The 14,421-nt window shown below is 71.5% G+C and carries 13 protein-coding genes and 1 pseudogene; 11 read left to right on the top strand and 3 right to left on the bottom strand.

Translation table 11 applies throughout. The annotated features are described in order from the left end of the window. Window positions 1-5 precede the first annotated feature (5 nt). Complete coding sequence (locus tag AB0L65_RS41560; protein WP_364257582.1) at window positions 6-2,045, top strand: bifunctional aldolase/short-chain dehydrogenase; 2,040 nt, start codon at window positions 6-8, stop codon at window positions 2,043-2,045. Window positions 2,046-2,356: 311 nt separating this feature from the next. Here the strand turns inward: AB0L65_RS41560 and AB0L65_RS41565 are convergent, their stop codons facing one another. After that, window positions 2,357-2,566, bottom strand: coding sequence for a hypothetical protein (locus tag AB0L65_RS41565; protein ID WP_364257585.1), 210 nt, complete (start codon window positions 2,564-2,566; stop codon window positions 2,357-2,359). A gap of 176 nt (window positions 2,567-2,742) precedes the next feature. On the opposite strand from AB0L65_RS41565, the gene argC reads away from it, so the two are divergent. The 9 genes from argC to AB0L65_RS41610 all read left to right on the top strand — a co-directional run bounded on the left by argC (window position 2,743) and on the right by AB0L65_RS41610 (window position 11,890). Continuing rightward, window positions 2,743-3,765, top strand: a complete 1,023-nt coding sequence (gene argC, locus AB0L65_RS41570) for an N-acetyl-gamma-glutamyl-phosphate reductase (RefSeq protein WP_364257588.1) — start codon at window positions 2,743-2,745, stop codon at window positions 3,763-3,765. After that, window positions 3,762-4,913: a bifunctional glutamate N-acetyltransferase/amino-acid acetyltransferase ArgJ gene (argJ, locus tag AB0L65_RS41575; protein ID WP_364257591.1), complete on the top strand. Its 1,152-nt coding sequence runs from the start codon at window positions 3,762-3,764 to the stop codon at window positions 4,911-4,913. The genes argC and argJ overlap by 4 nt, the downstream gene beginning before the upstream one ends. Then, window positions 4,910-5,782, top strand: a complete 873-nt coding sequence (gene argB, locus AB0L65_RS41580) for an acetylglutamate kinase (RefSeq protein WP_364257594.1) — start codon at window positions 4,910-4,912, stop codon at window positions 5,780-5,782. Before argJ ends, argB begins: the two co-directional genes overlap by 4 nt. Beyond that, entirely contained in the window at window positions 5,782-6,948 is a 1,167-nt protein-coding gene (locus tag AB0L65_RS41585) for an acetylornithine transaminase (RefSeq protein WP_364257597.1), read from the top strand. Before argB ends, AB0L65_RS41585 begins: the two co-directional genes overlap by 1 nt. Then, on the top strand, window positions 6,945-7,865 hold the full coding sequence (gene argF, locus AB0L65_RS41590) for an ornithine carbamoyltransferase (protein WP_364257600.1): 921 nt from the start codon (window positions 6,945-6,947) through the stop codon (window positions 7,863-7,865). The genes AB0L65_RS41585 and argF overlap by 4 nt, the downstream gene beginning before the upstream one ends. Continuing rightward, window positions 7,862-8,368, top strand: a complete 507-nt coding sequence (locus AB0L65_RS41595) for an arginine repressor (protein ID WP_350727243.1) — start codon at window positions 7,862-7,864, stop codon at window positions 8,366-8,368. The genes argF and AB0L65_RS41595 overlap by 4 nt, the downstream gene beginning before the upstream one ends. A gap of 39 nt (window positions 8,369-8,407) precedes the next feature. Then, on the top strand, window positions 8,408-9,607 hold the full coding sequence (locus AB0L65_RS41600) for an argininosuccinate synthase (protein ID WP_364257603.1): 1,200 nt from the start codon (window positions 8,408-8,410) through the stop codon (window positions 9,605-9,607). Window positions 9,608-9,698: 91 nt separating this feature from the next. Beyond that, complete coding sequence (gene argH, locus AB0L65_RS41605) at window positions 9,699-11,135, top strand: argininosuccinate lyase (RefSeq protein ID WP_364257638.1); 1,437 nt, start codon at window positions 9,699-9,701, stop codon at window positions 11,133-11,135. Next, on the top strand, window positions 11,117-11,890 hold the full coding sequence (locus AB0L65_RS41610; RefSeq protein ID WP_364257606.1) for a DNA-3-methyladenine glycosylase: 774 nt from the start codon (window positions 11,117-11,119) through the stop codon (window positions 11,888-11,890). Before argH ends, AB0L65_RS41610 begins: the two co-directional genes overlap by 19 nt. On the opposite strand, the gene AB0L65_RS41615 is transcribed toward AB0L65_RS41610, so the two are convergent. Continuing rightward, a complete protein-coding gene (locus AB0L65_RS41615; protein ID WP_364257609.1) occupies window positions 11,830-12,231 on the bottom strand; it encodes a PH domain-containing protein in 402 nt (133 codons plus the stop codon). The genes AB0L65_RS41610 and AB0L65_RS41615 overlap by 61 nt on opposite strands. Window positions 12,232-12,323: 92 nt before the next feature. On the opposite strand from AB0L65_RS41615, the gene tyrS reads away from it, so the two are divergent. Further along, window positions 12,324-13,589 carry a tyrosine--tRNA ligase gene (gene tyrS / locus AB0L65_RS41620; RefSeq protein WP_350727247.1) on the top strand — a complete coding sequence of 422 codons (1,266 nt, stop codon included), beginning with the start codon at window positions 12,324-12,326 and terminating at the stop codon, window positions 13,587-13,589. A gap of 98 nt (window positions 13,590-13,687) precedes the next feature. On the opposite strand, the pseudogene AB0L65_RS41625 reads toward tyrS, so the two are convergent. Then, window positions 13,688-14,421 (bottom strand): annotated as a pseudogene (locus AB0L65_RS41625) (hypothetical protein); the annotation flags it as partial.

The following is a 14,421-nucleotide window of genomic DNA, read 5'->3' on the forward strand; positions in this document are numbered from 1 at the left end:
CAACCATGGAAGTCGTTAAGGAACTGCTGGAGCGCTCGCACCGGCTGGGCGCCGACCCGCGCAACACCAACTACGCGGGCGGCAACACCTCGGCCAAGGGCGCGGCGCCCGACCCGGTCACCGGCGAGGACGTCGAACTCCTCTGGGTCAAGGGCTCGGGCGGTGACCTGGGCACGCTGAAGGAGTCCGGGCTCGCCGTGCTCCGCCTGGACCGCCTGCGCGCGCTCGTGAACGTCTACCCGGGCGTGGAGCGCGAGGACGAGATGGTCGCCGCGTTCGACTACTGCCTGCACGGCAAGGGCGGCGCCGCGCCGTCGATCGACACCGCCATGCACGGGCTGGTCGAGGCCGCGCACGTCGACCACCTGCACCCCGACGCCGGGATCGCGCTCGCGACCGCGGCCGACGGCGAGGAGCTCACCAGGCGCGTCTTCGGCGACCGCGTGGTGTGGGTGCCGTGGCGGCGGCCCGGCTTCCAGCTCGGCCTGGACATCGCCGCCATCAAGGAGGCCAACCCGCAGGCCATCGGCTGCATCCTCGGCGGCCACGGCATCACCGCCTGGGGCGCCACGGCGCAGGAGTGCGAGTCCCGCTCGCTGGAGATCATCCGCGCCGCGGAGGCGTACCTGGCCGAGCACGGCCGCCCCGACCCGTTCGGCTCGGCGATCTACGAGACGCTGCCGGAGGCCGAGCGGCACGCGCGGGCCGCCGCGCTGTTCCCGCACCTCCGGGGCCTGGCCTCCACCGACCTCCGCGTCGTCGGCCACTACACCGACACGCCCGAGGTGCTGGACTTCGTCTCCCGCGCCGAGCACCCGCGCCTGGCGGCGCTGGGCACGTCCTGCCCCGACCACTTCCTGCGGACCAAGGTCGCGCCGCTGGTGCTCGACCTGCCGCCGGACGCGTCCCTGGAGCAGGCCGTCGAACGGCTGCGCGAGCTGCACACCGCCTACCGCGCCGACTACACCGCCTACTACGACCGCAACGCCACCCCGGACTCGCCGCCCATGCGCGGCGCGGACCCGGCGATCGTGCTGGTGCCGGGCGTCGGCATGTTCTCGTTCGGCAAGGACAAGCAGACCGCCCGCGTGGCCGGCGAGTTCTACGTCAACGCCATCAACGTCATGCGCGGGGCCGAGTCCGTCTCCACGTACGCGCCCATCCCCGAGTCGGAGAAGTTCCGGATCGAGTACTGGGAGCTGGAGGAGGCCAAGCTCCGCCGCATGCCCAAGCCGAAGCCCCTGGCCACCCGCGTCGCACTGGTGACCGGCGGCGGCTCGGGCATCGGCGCGGCCACCGCCCGCCGCCTGGCCGCCGAGGGCGCCTGCGTGGTGGTCGCCGACCGCGACGTGGCCGCCGCGGAGAAGGTCGCCGCCGAGATCGGCGCGGCCGCGTACCGGGTGTCCGACGTCGCGGTGGCGGTCGCCGTGGACGTCACCTCGGAGGAGCAGGTCGCCGCGGCGGTACGCGCGGGCGTGCTCGCCTTCGGCGGCGTGGACCTGGTCGTCAACAACGCCGGCCTGTCGCTGTCCCGCGCGCTGCTGGAGACCACCCTCGACGACTGGGACCTGCAGCACGACGTGATGGCCAGGGGCTCGTTCCTGGTGGCGCGCGAGACGGCCCGGGTCCTGATCGACCAGGGGCTGGGCGGCGACATCGTCTACATCTCCTCCAAGAACGCCGTCTTCGCCGGCCCGAACAACGTCGCCTACGGCGCGGCCAAGGCCGACCAGGCGCACCAGGTCCGGCTGCTGGCGGCCGAGCTGGGCACGCACGGCATCCGCGTCAACGGGATCAACCCCGACGGCGTCGTACGCGGCTCCGGCATCTTCGCCTCCGGCTGGGGCGCCAACCGCGCGGCCGTCTACGGCGTGGAGGAGGAGAAGCTCGGCGAGTTCTACGCCCAGCGGACCCTGCTCAAGCGCGAGGTCCTGCCCGAGCACGTGGCCGCCGCCGTCTTCGCCCTCACCGGCAACGACCTCACCCACACCACGGGCCTGCACATCCCGGTGGACGCGGGCGTGGCCGCCGCCTTCCTGCGTTAGAAGTAGGCGGCCACCTGCCCAACGACGGCGGTGACGCCGTGACCAGGAAACCGTTCCTTTGCAGTGAGCCGAAGCAAGTCCGCGCACTGGCGCGCCCCGAACGGTCTTGGGCGCGCTGGTCCCCGGCATTCGCCGTCCGGGCGGCGACACGCATCCCGTGCGTGGTCCGTTCCGGACGGGCCGGTTCCCTCACGACCCGCCCCGTCCGGAACGGCCAGCGGCAGCGGGGAGGCCCCAGGCCATCGCTCTGGTGGCGAGGGGGCCCCGCGTGCTGATGCCGGTTCCTGGCGTGACTGATCGCGCACGTAATGTTACCGCAAGTCAAGGGTCAAGGCGGCACGAACATGTCCCGTCCCCGGCGTGCCGGCCCGCCCCGTGGCCAGCTCCAGATCGCCGATCGCGAACGCCACCGGCGCCAGGCACACCGTCAGCCAGAGCAGAACGAGGACGATCCGCCCGAGCCGCCCCGGATCTCTCCCGCCAGGGGTGACGAACTGGATATCGGGCATGAAGTCGCTCATGTGCCCCATCGTCGCCGCCCCCGCTTGGCATTCACCTGCAGCCCACTGGGAACACTCACCGTCTCACCATGTGGTCATCTGGACGCCTCCAGCTTGCATGTCCATCCCGTGAAGTGCATTATCTTCACAGTAAGGTCATGAGCAATGATGCATGAATATGCAGGAGAGAGGGCGGAATGAGGGCAGCGGTCGCGGGGGCCAGCGGCTACGCGGGAGGAGAGTTGCTCCGCCTCCTGCTCGGGCACCCCGAGTTCGAGATCGGCGCGCTCACCGCGGCGTCCAGTGCGGGCAGCCGCCTCGGCGCCCACCAGCCTCACCTGCCGCAACTGGCCGACCGGATCATCGAGGACACCGTCGCCGACACGCTGGCCGGGCATGACGTCGTCTTCCTCGCCCTGCCGCACGGCCACTCGGCCGCCGTCGCCGCCCAGCTCGGCGCGGAGACGATCGTCGTCGACTGCGGCGCCGACCACCGGCTCACCGACCCGGCCGCCTGGCAGGAGTTCTACGGCGGCGAGCACGCCGGGTCCTGGCCCTACGGCCTGCCCGAGCTGCCCGGCCAGCGGGAGGTCCTGCGGTCGGCCACCCGCATCGCGGTCCCCGGCTGCTACCCGACCTCCGTCCTGCTGGCCCTGTCGCCCGCGTTCGCCGCGGGCCTGGCCGAGCCGGACGTGGTCGTGGTGGCCGCCAGCGGCACCAGCGGCGCCGGCAAGTCGCTCAAGCCCAGCCTGCTCGGCAGCGAGGTCATGGGCTCGGTCAGCGCGTACGGCGTGGGCGGCGTCCACCGGCATACTCCCGAGATGGAGCAGGGCCTGTCGGCCGTCGCCGGCGCCCCGGTCCGCGTCTCGTTCACCCCGACGCTGGCACCCATGAGCCGCGGCATCCTCGCCACCTGCAGCGCCCCGGCCGCGCCCGGCCTCACCAAGGAGGCGCTGCGGACGGCGTACGAGGTCGCGCTGAAGGAGGAGCCGTTCGTCAAGCTCCTGCCCGAGGGCACGTGGCCGGCCACCTCCATGACCTACGGCGCCAACACCGCCGCCCTGCAGGTGACGCTCGACGAGCGCGCGGGCCGCGTGGTCGCCGTCATCGCCATCGACAACCTCACCAAGGGCACAGCCGGAGGTGCCGTCCAGAGCGTGAACCTCGCACTCGGCCTCCCAGAAGAGCTCGGCCTTCCCCTGACAGGAGTCGCACCTTGAGCGTTACCGCACCACTCGGTTTTCGGGCCACGGGCATCGCCGCCGGGATCAAGTCCGGCGGCGCCCGTGACCTGGCCCTCGTCGTCAACGACGGGCCCAGCAGGGCCGCCGCGGGCGTCTTCACCGCCAACCGCGTGAAGGCCGCCCCCGTGCTGTGGTCGCAGCAGGTTCTGTCCGGCGGGCGGCTGCGAGCGGTCGTGCTCAACTCCGGCGGCGCCAACGCCTGCACCGGTCCCCAGGGCTTCCAGGACACCCACGCCACCGCCGAGAAGGTGGCCGAGGCGCTCCAGGACTCCGCGGGCGAGGTCGCGGTCTGCTCCACCGGCCTGATCGGCGAGCGGCTGCCGATGGACGCGCTGCTGGCAGGCGTCGAGACCGCCGCCGGCCAGCTCTCCCGCGACGGCGGCCTGGCCGCCGCCGACGCCATCCGCACCACGGACACCGTCTCCAAGATCTCGTTCCGGCGGGGCAGCGGATACATGGTCGGCGGCATGGCCAAGGGCGCGGGCATGCTCGCCCCCTCCCTGGCCACGATGCTGTGCGTGATCACCACGGACGCCGATCTCACCGGCGAGGAGCTCGACGCCGCGCTGCGCAAGGCCACGGCCAGGACGTTCGACCGCCTCGACACCGACGGCTGCATGTCCACCAACGACACCGTGCTCCTGCTGTCCAGCGGCGCCGCCGGCGTCAAGCCGGACCTCGCCGAGTTCGAGCAGAAGGTCCACGAGGTCTGCGCCGACCTGGCCAGGCAGCTCCTGGTCGACGCCGAGGGCGCCTCCAAGGCCATCGCCATCGAGGTCGTCGGCGCCGACTCGGAGGACGACGCGGTCAAGGTCGGCCGCGCGGTCTCGCGTTCCAACCTGCTCAAGTGCGCCATCCACGGCGAGGACCCCAACTGGGGCCGCGTCCTGGCCGCCGTCGGCACCACCGACGCGGTGTTCGAGCCCGACCGCCTGAACGTGGCCATCAACGGCATCTGGATCTGCCGCGGCGGCGCGGTCGGCGACGACCGCTCCAAGGTGGACATGCGCCCCAGGGACGTGACGATCACGATCGACCTGTCGGCCGGCCCGCACACCGCGACGGTGCACACCACGGACCTGACGGCCGAATACGTCCACGAGAACTCGGCGTACTCCTCGTGAGGTCCCTCAGCGCGCAGGCCAAGGCCGAGTCGCTGATCGAGGCGCTGCCCTGGCTGACCCGCTTCCACGGCGCGACCGTCGTCATCAAGTACGGCGGCAACGCCATGACCGACGAGTCGCTCAAGGCGGGCTTCGCCGAGGACGTCGTCTTCCTGCAGCACGCGGGCCTACGCCCGGTCGTCGTGCACGGCGGCGGCCCGCAGATCAGCAGCGCGCTCGCCAGGCTGGGCATCGAGTCGACGTTCACCGCCGGGCTGCGGGTCACCACGCCGGAGGCCATGGAGGTCGTCAGGATGGTCCTGGTCGGCCAGGTCAACCGCGACATCGTGGGCCTGGTCAACCGGCACGGCCCGTTCGCCGTCGGCATGTCCGGCGAGGACGCCCACCTGTTCACGGCCGTGCGCAAGCACGCGATCGTGGACGGCGAGCCCGTGGACATCGGCCAGGTCGGCGAGATCATCAAGGTCGACCCGGGCGCGGTGCGGGCCCTGATCGACAACGGCCGCATCCCGGTCGTCTCCAGCGTGGCGCGCGGGGACGACGGGCAGATCTACAACGTGAACGCCGACACCGCCGCGGCCGCGCTGGCTGTGGCGCTCGAGGCGCAGAAGCTGATCGTCCTCACCGACGTCGAAGGCCTGTACGCCAACTGGCCCGACGACACCGACGTGATCGACCAGCTCGACGCCGACGAGCTCGAGACGCTGATGCCGACGCTGTCCAGCGGCATGGTCCCCAAGATGGAGGCCTGCCTGACCGCGGTCCAGGGCGGCGTCCCGCAGGCTCACGTGCTCGACGGCCGCGTGGCGCACTCACTGCTGCTGGAAATATTCACCAACGAGGGAATCGGAACGATGGTGGTGCCCTGATGAGCCTGTACAAGAGGTTCGAAAATGCCTTCATGCCCAACTACGGCGTGCCGCCGGTGGCGCTGGCACGAGGCGAGGGCACTCGCGTCTGGGACGTGGACGGCAACGAATACCTCGACTTCATCGGCGGCATCGCGACCAGCTCGCTCGGTCACGCCCACCCCGCCCTGGTCGAGGCCGTCTCCAAGCAGGTCGCCACGATCGCGCACACCAGCAACCTGTTTCTGCACGAGCCCGAGGTGCTGCTCGCCGAGAAGCTCCTCAACCTGCTCAACGCCCCGGGCAAGGTCTTCTTCGCCAACTCCGGCACCGAGGCCAACGAGGCCGCCTACAAGCTCGCCGTCAAGTACGGCAAGCGCGAGGGCCGCTCCTATTTCGTCGCCGCCGAGAACGGCTTCCACGGCCGCACGATCGGAGCGCTGTCGCTGACCGGCAAGCCGTCGATCCGCGACCAGTTCGGCCCGTTCCCGATCGACGTCCGCTTCGTCCCGTACGGCGACGCCACCGCGCTCAAGGAGGCCGTGACCGGCGACTGCATCGCGGTCTTCCTGGAGCCCACCCAGGGCGAGGCCGGCGTCGTGCCGCCGCCCGAGGGCTACTTCGAGGCGGCCCGCGAGATCTGCGACTCCACGGGCGCCCTCCTGGTCGCCGACGAGATCCAGTCCGCGATCGGCCGCACCGGCCACTGGTTCGCGCACCAGGCCGACGGCGTCACGCCCGACATCCTGACCCTGGCCAAGGGCCTGGGCGGCGGGCTGCCGATCGGCGCGTGCATCGGGTTCGGCGACGCGGGCAAGCTGTTCGCCAAGGGCGACCACGGCTCCACGTTCGGCGGCAACCCGGTCGCCTGCGCCGCGGCCCTGGCCGTGCTCGACAACCTCGACCTCGACCACGTCAAGTCGGCCTCCGCGCGGCTGCGCTCCGGCCTGGAGTCGATGCGGCACCCGCTGCTGAAGGGCGTGCGCGGGCGCGGCCTCTGGCTGGCCACCGTGCTGAGCGAGCCCCGCTCGGCCGAGGTCCAGAGCGCCGCCCAGAGCGCCGGCTTCCTGGTCAACGCCCTCCAGCCGGACGCCGTACGCATCGCGCCGCCGCTGGTGGTCACGGCGGAGGAGATCGACAAGTTCCTGGCCACGTACCCGGCGATCCTCGCGGAGGCGGCCAAGTGACTCGCCACTTCCTGAGGGACGACGACCTGACGCCCGCCGAGCAGGCGGAGGTGCTCGACCTCGCCGCGGCCATGAAGAAGGACCGGTTCGGCTACCGCCCGTTCGAGGGCCCGCAGACGGTCGCGGTCCTGTTCGACAAGCCGTCGGCCCGCACGCGCATCTCCTTCCACACCGGCATCGGCGAGCTCGGCGGCCTGCCGCTGATCGTGGACAACGTCTCGGTCCTCATGGGCCGCGGCGAGCCCACCGCCGACATCGCCCGGGTGCTCGACCGGCAGGTCGCCGCGATCGTGTGGCGGACCGCCGGGCAGGAGCTCATCGACGAGATGGCCGCCCACTCCCGGGTGCCGGTCGTCAACGCGCTCACCGACGAGTTCCACCCCTGCCAGATCCTGGCCGACCTGCAGACCGTCCAGGAGAGGCTGGGCCGGACCGCCGGCGTCACGCTCACCTACCTGGGCGACGGCGCCAACAACATGGCCCACTCCTACCTGCTCGGCGGGGCCACCGCCGGCATGCACGTGCGGATCGCGGCCCCGGCCGGCTACCAGCCCGACGCGGTCATCCTCGACCAGGCCGCCGCCATCGCCGCCAGGACGGGCGGCTCGGTGATCGCGCTGTCCGACCCGGTGGCCGCCGCCCAGGGCGCTCATGTGATCGCGACCGACACGTGGGTGTCGATGGGCCAGGACGGCAAGGAGGAGCGGGTCGCCGCGCTCATGCCGTACCAGGTGAACTCCGAGCTGCTGGAGCACGCCGCGCCCGACGCGATCGTGCTGCACTGCCTGCCCGCCTACCGCGACTACGAGATCACCGCCAAGGTCCTCGAGGGCCCGCAGAGCGCCGTGTGGGACCAGGCCGAGAACCGGCTGCACGCCCAGAAGGCGCTCCTCCACTGGCTGGTGTCCCATCGATGATGATTCCCATGACCAAGGCGGCGCGGCAGGCGAAGATCACCGACCTGCTGCAGCGGCAGGCCGTGCGCTCCCAGCCGGAGCTGGCCAAGCTGCTGGCCGAGAGCGGCGTCGAGGTCACCCAGGCCACGCTCTCGCGTGACCTCGATGAGCTCGGCGCGCTCAAGCTGCGCGCCGACGACGGATCCCTGGTCTACGCCCTGCCCGGCGAGGGCGGGGCCCGGATCCCGCTCACCCGGCTGGGCACCGGCGAGAGCCCGGCCGCGCGACTGCACCGCATCGCCGAGGAACTGCTGGTCGGCGCCGAGGCGTCGGCCAACCTGGTCATCGTACGGACCCCGCCGGGCGCGGCCCAGTTCCTGGCCTCCGCCATCGACCACGCCGACTGGGAGTCGATCCTCGGCACGGTCGCGGGCGACGACACGATCCTCGTGATCAGCCGCGATCCGGCGGGCGGCCAGGCCGTCGCGGACGCGCTGCTGAGAGTGGCCGACCGGCGCGGCTAGCCCGCCACGTGGCCAAGATCTGATATCCGGAGATATGTAATGTCCGAAAGGGTAGTGCTCGCGTATTCCGGCGGCCTGGACACCTCGGTCGCCATCCCGTACCTCGCCGAGAAGATGGGAGCCGAGGTCATATGCGTCGCCGTGGACCTCGGCCAGGGCGGCGAGGACATGGAGGCGATCCAGCAGCGGGCCGTCGACTGCGGCGCGGTCGAGTCGGTCGTGGTGGACGCCAAGGAGGAGTTCGCCGCCGACTTCTGCGTACCCGCGCTGCAGGCCAACGCCCTCTACATGGACCGCTATCCGCTGGTCTCCTCGCTGTCGCGCCCGCTGATCGTCAAGCACCTGGTCTCGGCGGCCAAGCGGTTCGGCGGCACGATCGTCTCGCACGGCTGCACCGGCAAGGGCAACGACCAGGTCCGCTTCGAGGCCGGCCTGGCCGCCCTCGCCCCGGACCTCAGGATCGTCGCGCCCGCCCGCGACTTCGCCTGGACGCGCGACAAGGCCATCGAGTACGCCGAGGCCAGGGGCCTGCCCATCGAGACGTCGAAGAAGAACCCGTTCTCCATCGACCAGAACCTCTGGGGCCGCGCCATCGAGACCGGCTTCCTCGAGGACATCTGGAACGGCCCCACCGAGGACGTCTACGCCTACACCGACGACCCGGCCCGGCCGCGCGAGGCCGACGAGGTCGTCATCACGTTCGAGCAGGGCGTCCCGGTCGGGATCGACGGGCGGGCGCTGACGCCGTACCAGGTCATCGACGAGCTGAACCGGCGCGCGGGCGCGCACGGCGTCGGCCGGATCGACCTGGTCGAGGACCGCCTGGTCGGCATCAAGTCGCGCGAGGTGTACGAGGCGCCCGGCGCCGTCGCCCTCATCACCGCGCACATGGAGCTGGAGAACGTCACCGTCGAACGCGACCTCGCCCGCTTCAAGCGCGGCGTGGACCAGCGGTGGGGCGAGCTCGTCTACGACGGCCTGTGGTTCTCGCCGCTCAAGAGCGCCCTCGACGCGCTCATCGCCGAGTCGCAGAAGCACGTCTCCGGCGACATCCGCATGACGCTGCACGGCGGCCGGGCCACTGTCACCGGCCGCCGCTCGGAGGATTCTCTGTACGATTTCTCGCTGGCCACCTACGACACCGGCGACACGTTCGACCAGTCGCTGGCCAAAGGGTTCGTCCAGCTGTTCTCCCTCCCTACTAAGATCGCCGCCGCACGGGACGCCAAGAAGGGCTGACGTGCACTATGGTCGCGCCGGAGCACAGGAGCTCGGGGCGAGAGAACGAGGAACGATGCCAACGGGTCCCGAAGCGGGTGCGACCATGGACATGGTCACGAAGGAGACAACGGTGAGTGATGGCAAGCCGATGCGGCTGTGGGGTGGGCGCTTCGAGAGCGGCCCGTCCGACGCGCTGGCCCGGCTGTCGGTGAGCGTGCACTTCGACTGGCGGCTCGTGCCGTACGACCTGGCCGCGTCCAGGGCGCACGCCCGCGTGCTGCACAGGGCGGAGCTGCTGAGCGACGAGGAGCTCGAGCGCATGATCGGCGCGCTCGACGACCTGGAGCGCGCCTGCAAGGCGGGCGAGTTCCGGCCGACGGTCGCCGACGAGGACGTGCACACGGCGCTGGAGCGCGGCCTGCTGGAGCGGCTCGGCTCGCTGGGTGGCAAGCTCCGCGCGGGGCGCTCGCGCAACGACCAGATCGCCACCGACCTGCGCCTCTACCTGCGCGATCACGCCCGCACGGTCGTCTCCCGCCTGGTCGAGCTGGAGACGGCGCTCATGGCCCAGGCCGAGCAACACGCCGAGACGGCCGCGCCCGGCATGACCCACCTGCAGCACGCGCAGCCGGTGTCGTTCGGCCACCAGCTCCTGGCCCACGTGCACGCCTTCGCCCGGGACATCGACCGGATCACCGACTGGGACAAACGCGCCGCGATCTCCCCGCTCGGCGCCGGCGCGCTGGCGGGCTCGTCGCTGCCGCTCGACCCGCAGGCCGTGGCCGAGGAGCTCGGCTTCGCGGCCGCCGCGCCCAACTCGATGGACGCCGTCTCCGACCGTGACTTCGCGGCGGAGTTCCTGTTCGACGCGGCCATGATCGGCGTGCACCTGTCGCGGCTGGGCGAGGAGATCGTCCTGTGGGCCTCGCAGGAGTTCCGCTGGATCGAGATGGACGACGCCTACTCCACCGGCTCGTCGATCATGCCCCAGAAGAAGAACCCCGACGTCGCCGAGCTGGCCCGCGGCAAGTCCGGGCGCCTCATCGGCAACCTGATGTCGCTGCTGACCACGCTCAAGGGCCTGCCGCTGACCTACAACCGCGACCTGCAGGAGGACAAGGAGCCCGTCTTCGACGCGGTCGACACGCTGCTCCTGGTGCTGCCGGCGGTGGCCGGGCTGGTCGCGACCATGCGGGTCAACACCGCCCGCATGGAGTCCTCGGCTCCCGACGGGTTCGCGCTGGCCACCGACCTGGCCGAGCTGCTCGTCCGCCGCGGGGTCCCGTTCCGCGAGGCCCACGAGGCGGTCGGCCACCTGGTGGTGTGGTGCCAGGTCAACGACAAGGACCTGGGCGACCTCACGGACGAGGAGCTGATCAAGGTGTCGGCGCACCTGACGCCCGACGTCCGCGACGTGCTCAACGTGCCCGGCGCCCTGGCCGCGCGCAAGGCCCACGGCGGCACCGCGCCGGACCGCGTCCGCGACCAGCTCGTCGCGCTGCGGGAGGCGGTCGACGCGCAGGCGGCATGGGCAGCGGGGATCTGAGCTCCGCCGCGCTGCCGCGGGGTTTCTTCGACCGGCCGTCGCACGAGGTCGCGCCCGAGCTGCTCGGGCGTGTGCTCGTGCACGGCCCCGTCGCCGTGCGCCTGACCGAGGTCGAGGCGTACGGCGGCCCCGGCGAGGACCCGGCGGCGCACACCTATCGGGGCAAGACGCCGCGTAACGCGGTGATGTTCGGCCCGCCGGGGCACCTGTACGTGTACTTCACGTACGGCATGCACTTCTGCGCGAACCTGGTGTGCCTGCCCGAGGGCTTCGGCTCGGCCGTGCTGCTGCGCGGGGGCGAGGTGGTGGCGGGCATCGACGAGGCCCGCGCCCGGCGCACCTCCCCGGGCACCGGTCGCACATCCACAGGCGACGGCTCTACGCCTTCAGGCAATGGCCCGGCCGCGAGCGGCCGGGTGATTCCCGACCGGGACCTCGCGCGCGGCCCGGCCAGGCTGGCCGTCGCCCTCGGCCTGCTCCGCGAGCACAACGGCCTCGACGCGATCGCCGGGGCCTCTTTCGCGGCCGACCGTCGGCTGACCGGGGTCCCGCACGGAGCCGCGGCCATGCTGGAGGGCCGCCCGGTGGAGGCGGAGTCGATCAGGTCAGGCCCGCGTACCGGCATCTCGACCGCCAAGGACACGCCGTGGCGGTTCTGGATCGACGGTGACCCGACCGTGTCGCCCTACCGCGGTCACGTGCCCCGCCGCCGCAACGCCGCGGCCACCTCGGTGGGAGGGGCATCGAGGTCGTGACGGCTGAAAATGTGCAGGTTGTCGCCGGTGTCGATCTCCAGGAGCTCGCTCCGCCGCCCCCATCGCCTGCTCACGTCGACCTTGACGTCCCGGATCGCCTCCCAGGGCACATGCCGCTTGCCCGCGAACCCGTGCACCACGGTGATCCCGCTCTGATCGGCCGCCAGCCGTACGGGGGCGACCAGATCACGCAGCCCCATCCCGCCTACCAGCACGGCTGCCGGCACGGCCAGGATCACACCGCGGACGTCGCCGGCGACCCACCAGTAGACGGCGAGCCCAGCACACGCAAGAGCCCCTAAAATCTTGAAAACAGCCAGCTCGCGACGGACCCTCCACATGGAGACAGAGCGTATCCAAGTGGCGGCGAACCCGGGCGATCGGGCACGCTTGCACTATTCAACGTCCAACGTCTCTACGGAAAGCCGGCACCGTGACCGACATTCTCGATGACCTCGCGTGGCGAGGGCTTATCGCCCAGTCCACCGACCTCGACGCCCTGCGCGCGTCCATGGCCAAGGGCCCGATCACGGTCTATTCCGGTTTTGACCCCACCGCTGCCTCCTTGCACGTCGGCCACTTCGTGCCGCTGCTCACGCTGCGCCGCCTCCAGCTCGCCGGGCACCGCCCGATCGGCCTGGTCGGCGGCGCCACCGGCCTGATCGGCGACCCGAGCGGGCGCAACACCGAGCGCTCGCTCAACGCCTCTGAGGTCGTCGCGGAGTGGGTGGAGCGCCTGCGCGGCCAGGTCGGACGTTTCCTCGACTTCGAGGTCCAGCCGAACGCCGCCCAACTGGTCAGCAACCTCGACTGGACCGGCGAGCTGAGCGCCATCGACTTCCTGCGCGACATCGGCAAGCACTTCCCGGTCAACCGCATGCTCGCCAGGGAGTCGGTCTCCGCGCGGCTGCAGGGGGAGGGGCTGAGCTACACCGAGTTCAGCTACCAGATCCTTCAGGCCAACGACTACCTGGAGCTGTTCCGCCGCCACAACTGCACGCTGCAGATCGGCGGCAGCGACCAGTGGGGCAACATCACGGCGGGCGCCGACCTCATCCGCCGCATCGAGGGCGGGCACGTCCACGCGCTCACCCTGCCGCTGATCACGAAGGCCGACGGCACCAAGTTCGGCAAGACGGCGGGCGGCGCCCTCTGGCTCGACCCGGAGATGACCTCGCCCTACGCCTTCTACCAGTACTTCCTCAACTCCGACGACCGTGACGTGATCCACTACCTCAAGGTCTTCACCTTCAAGACCCGCGAGGAGATCGAGGCCCTGGAGAAGGCCGTCGCCGAACGCCCCTTCGCCCGCGAGGCGCAGCGGACGCTCGCCGAGGACCTCACCGAGCTGCTCCACGGCAAGCAGGAGCTCGACGCGGTCGTGGCGGCCTCGAAGGCGCTCTTCGGACAGGGTGAGCTGGAGGACCTGCCCGCCTCCACGCTGGGGGCGGCGCTGGCCGAGGTGCCGAAGGCCACGGTTCCCGCGCTCGGGACGCCGTTCGTCGACCTCCTGGCCGACAGCGGCCTGGTCGAGTCGAAGTCGGCGGCCAGGCGGGCGGTGAAGGAGGGTGGGGCGTACCTCAACAACGTCAAGATCACGGACGAGGCGTACGTACCCGGCTCCGAGGACCTGCTGCACGGGCGCTTCATGGTGCTCCGGCGTGGCAAGAAGTCGATCGGCGGCGTCGAGGTCGGCTGACCTTCGCGTGATCATCGCGGGCTCTTCCCCGGCTGAGGAAGAGCCCGTTTCCGTTTGGTACGCCGGCCGCGGTCTCCGTGAGGTCTCCGTGCGGCGCGTCAGCGGCGGACGAACAGCGCCACCGTCAGCCCCGGCAGATCGGCGGAGTGCTTGGCCAGGCTCAGCTTGAACCCCGCCTTCACCACCTCGGCGACCCGCGGGACCGCGTCACCGTCGAGGCCCGACTGCTTGCTCCCGCGCCACACCACCCACACCCGCTCACGCCCGTCCAGCGCGGCCGCCGCGTCGGGCCGCTCCGGATACCCGAACCCGTCGGGCAAGGGCGCTTCCCCGGTCTTGAGCACGTCGACCGGCATCAAAGAGTCCGCGTAGTACTCGAATCCGGTGCGGAGCTGGCTCTGGCCGTACACGATCGCGTCGTCGGGCTCGGCCTTGATCACGCGCAACGCCCAGGGGATGTTCTCGAAACGGCCGTTCTCCTCGCGTACCGTGACGTGCTCCTGAACGGACAGCGCGCACCCGAGCAGCACTACCACGACCGCGGCCACCACCTGGAACCGGGGCAGGGCCGCCACGGCGAGCCCCGCCAGCAGCGCCAGCGCGGGGGCGGTCACGAACAGGTACCGGTCCACGTAGACGGGGGTCACGAGCTGCGACACGGCGAGCAGCAGCACCGGAGGCAACACCAGCCACTCGACCAGCACAAACACCCACACCCTGCCCCCGCCGGTCACGCTGCCCCCGCCGGTCACGCTGCCCCCGCCGGTCACGCTGCCCCCGCCGGTCACGCTGCCCCCGCCGGTCACGCTGCCCCCGCCGGTCACGCTGCCCC

The organism is Nonomuraea sp. NPDC052116, from assembly GCF_040680035.1.
In the GTDB taxonomy this organism is placed as follows: domain Bacteria; phylum Actinomycetota; class Actinomycetes; order Streptosporangiales; family Streptosporangiaceae; genus Nonomuraea; species Nonomuraea angiospora_A.

Bases quoted from the DNA above. Each gene is read 5' to 3' on its own strand.
- argC (WP_364257588.1), top strand. From the start codon at position 2,743: ATGAGGGCAGCGGTCGCGGGGGCCAGCGGCTACGCGGGAGGAGAGTTG.
- AB0L65_RS41560 (WP_364257582.1), top strand. From the start codon at position 6: ATGGAAGTCGTTAAGGAACTGCTGGAGCGCTCGCACCGGCTGGGCGCC.
- AB0L65_RS41595 (WP_350727243.1), top strand. From the start codon at position 7,862: ATGATGATTCCCATGACCAAGGCGGCGCGGCAGGCGAAGATCACCGAC.
- AB0L65_RS41565 (WP_364257585.1), bottom strand. From the start codon at position 2,566: ATGAGCGACTTCATGCCCGATATCCAGTTCGTCACCCCTGGCGGGAGA.
- AB0L65_RS41585 (WP_364257597.1), top strand. From the start codon at position 5,782: ATGAGCCTGTACAAGAGGTTCGAAAATGCCTTCATGCCCAACTACGGC.
- AB0L65_RS41615 (WP_364257609.1), bottom strand. From the start codon at position 12,231: ATGTGGAGGGTCCGTCGCGAGCTGGCTGTTTTCAAGATTTTAGGGGCT.
- AB0L65_RS41610 (WP_364257606.1), top strand. From the start codon at position 11,117: ATGGGCAGCGGGGATCTGAGCTCCGCCGCGCTGCCGCGGGGTTTCTTC.
- argH (WP_364257638.1), top strand. From the start codon at position 9,699: ATGGTCACGAAGGAGACAACGGTGAGTGATGGCAAGCCGATGCGGCTG.
- AB0L65_RS41600 (WP_364257603.1), top strand. From the start codon at position 8,408: ATGTCCGAAAGGGTAGTGCTCGCGTATTCCGGCGGCCTGGACACCTCG.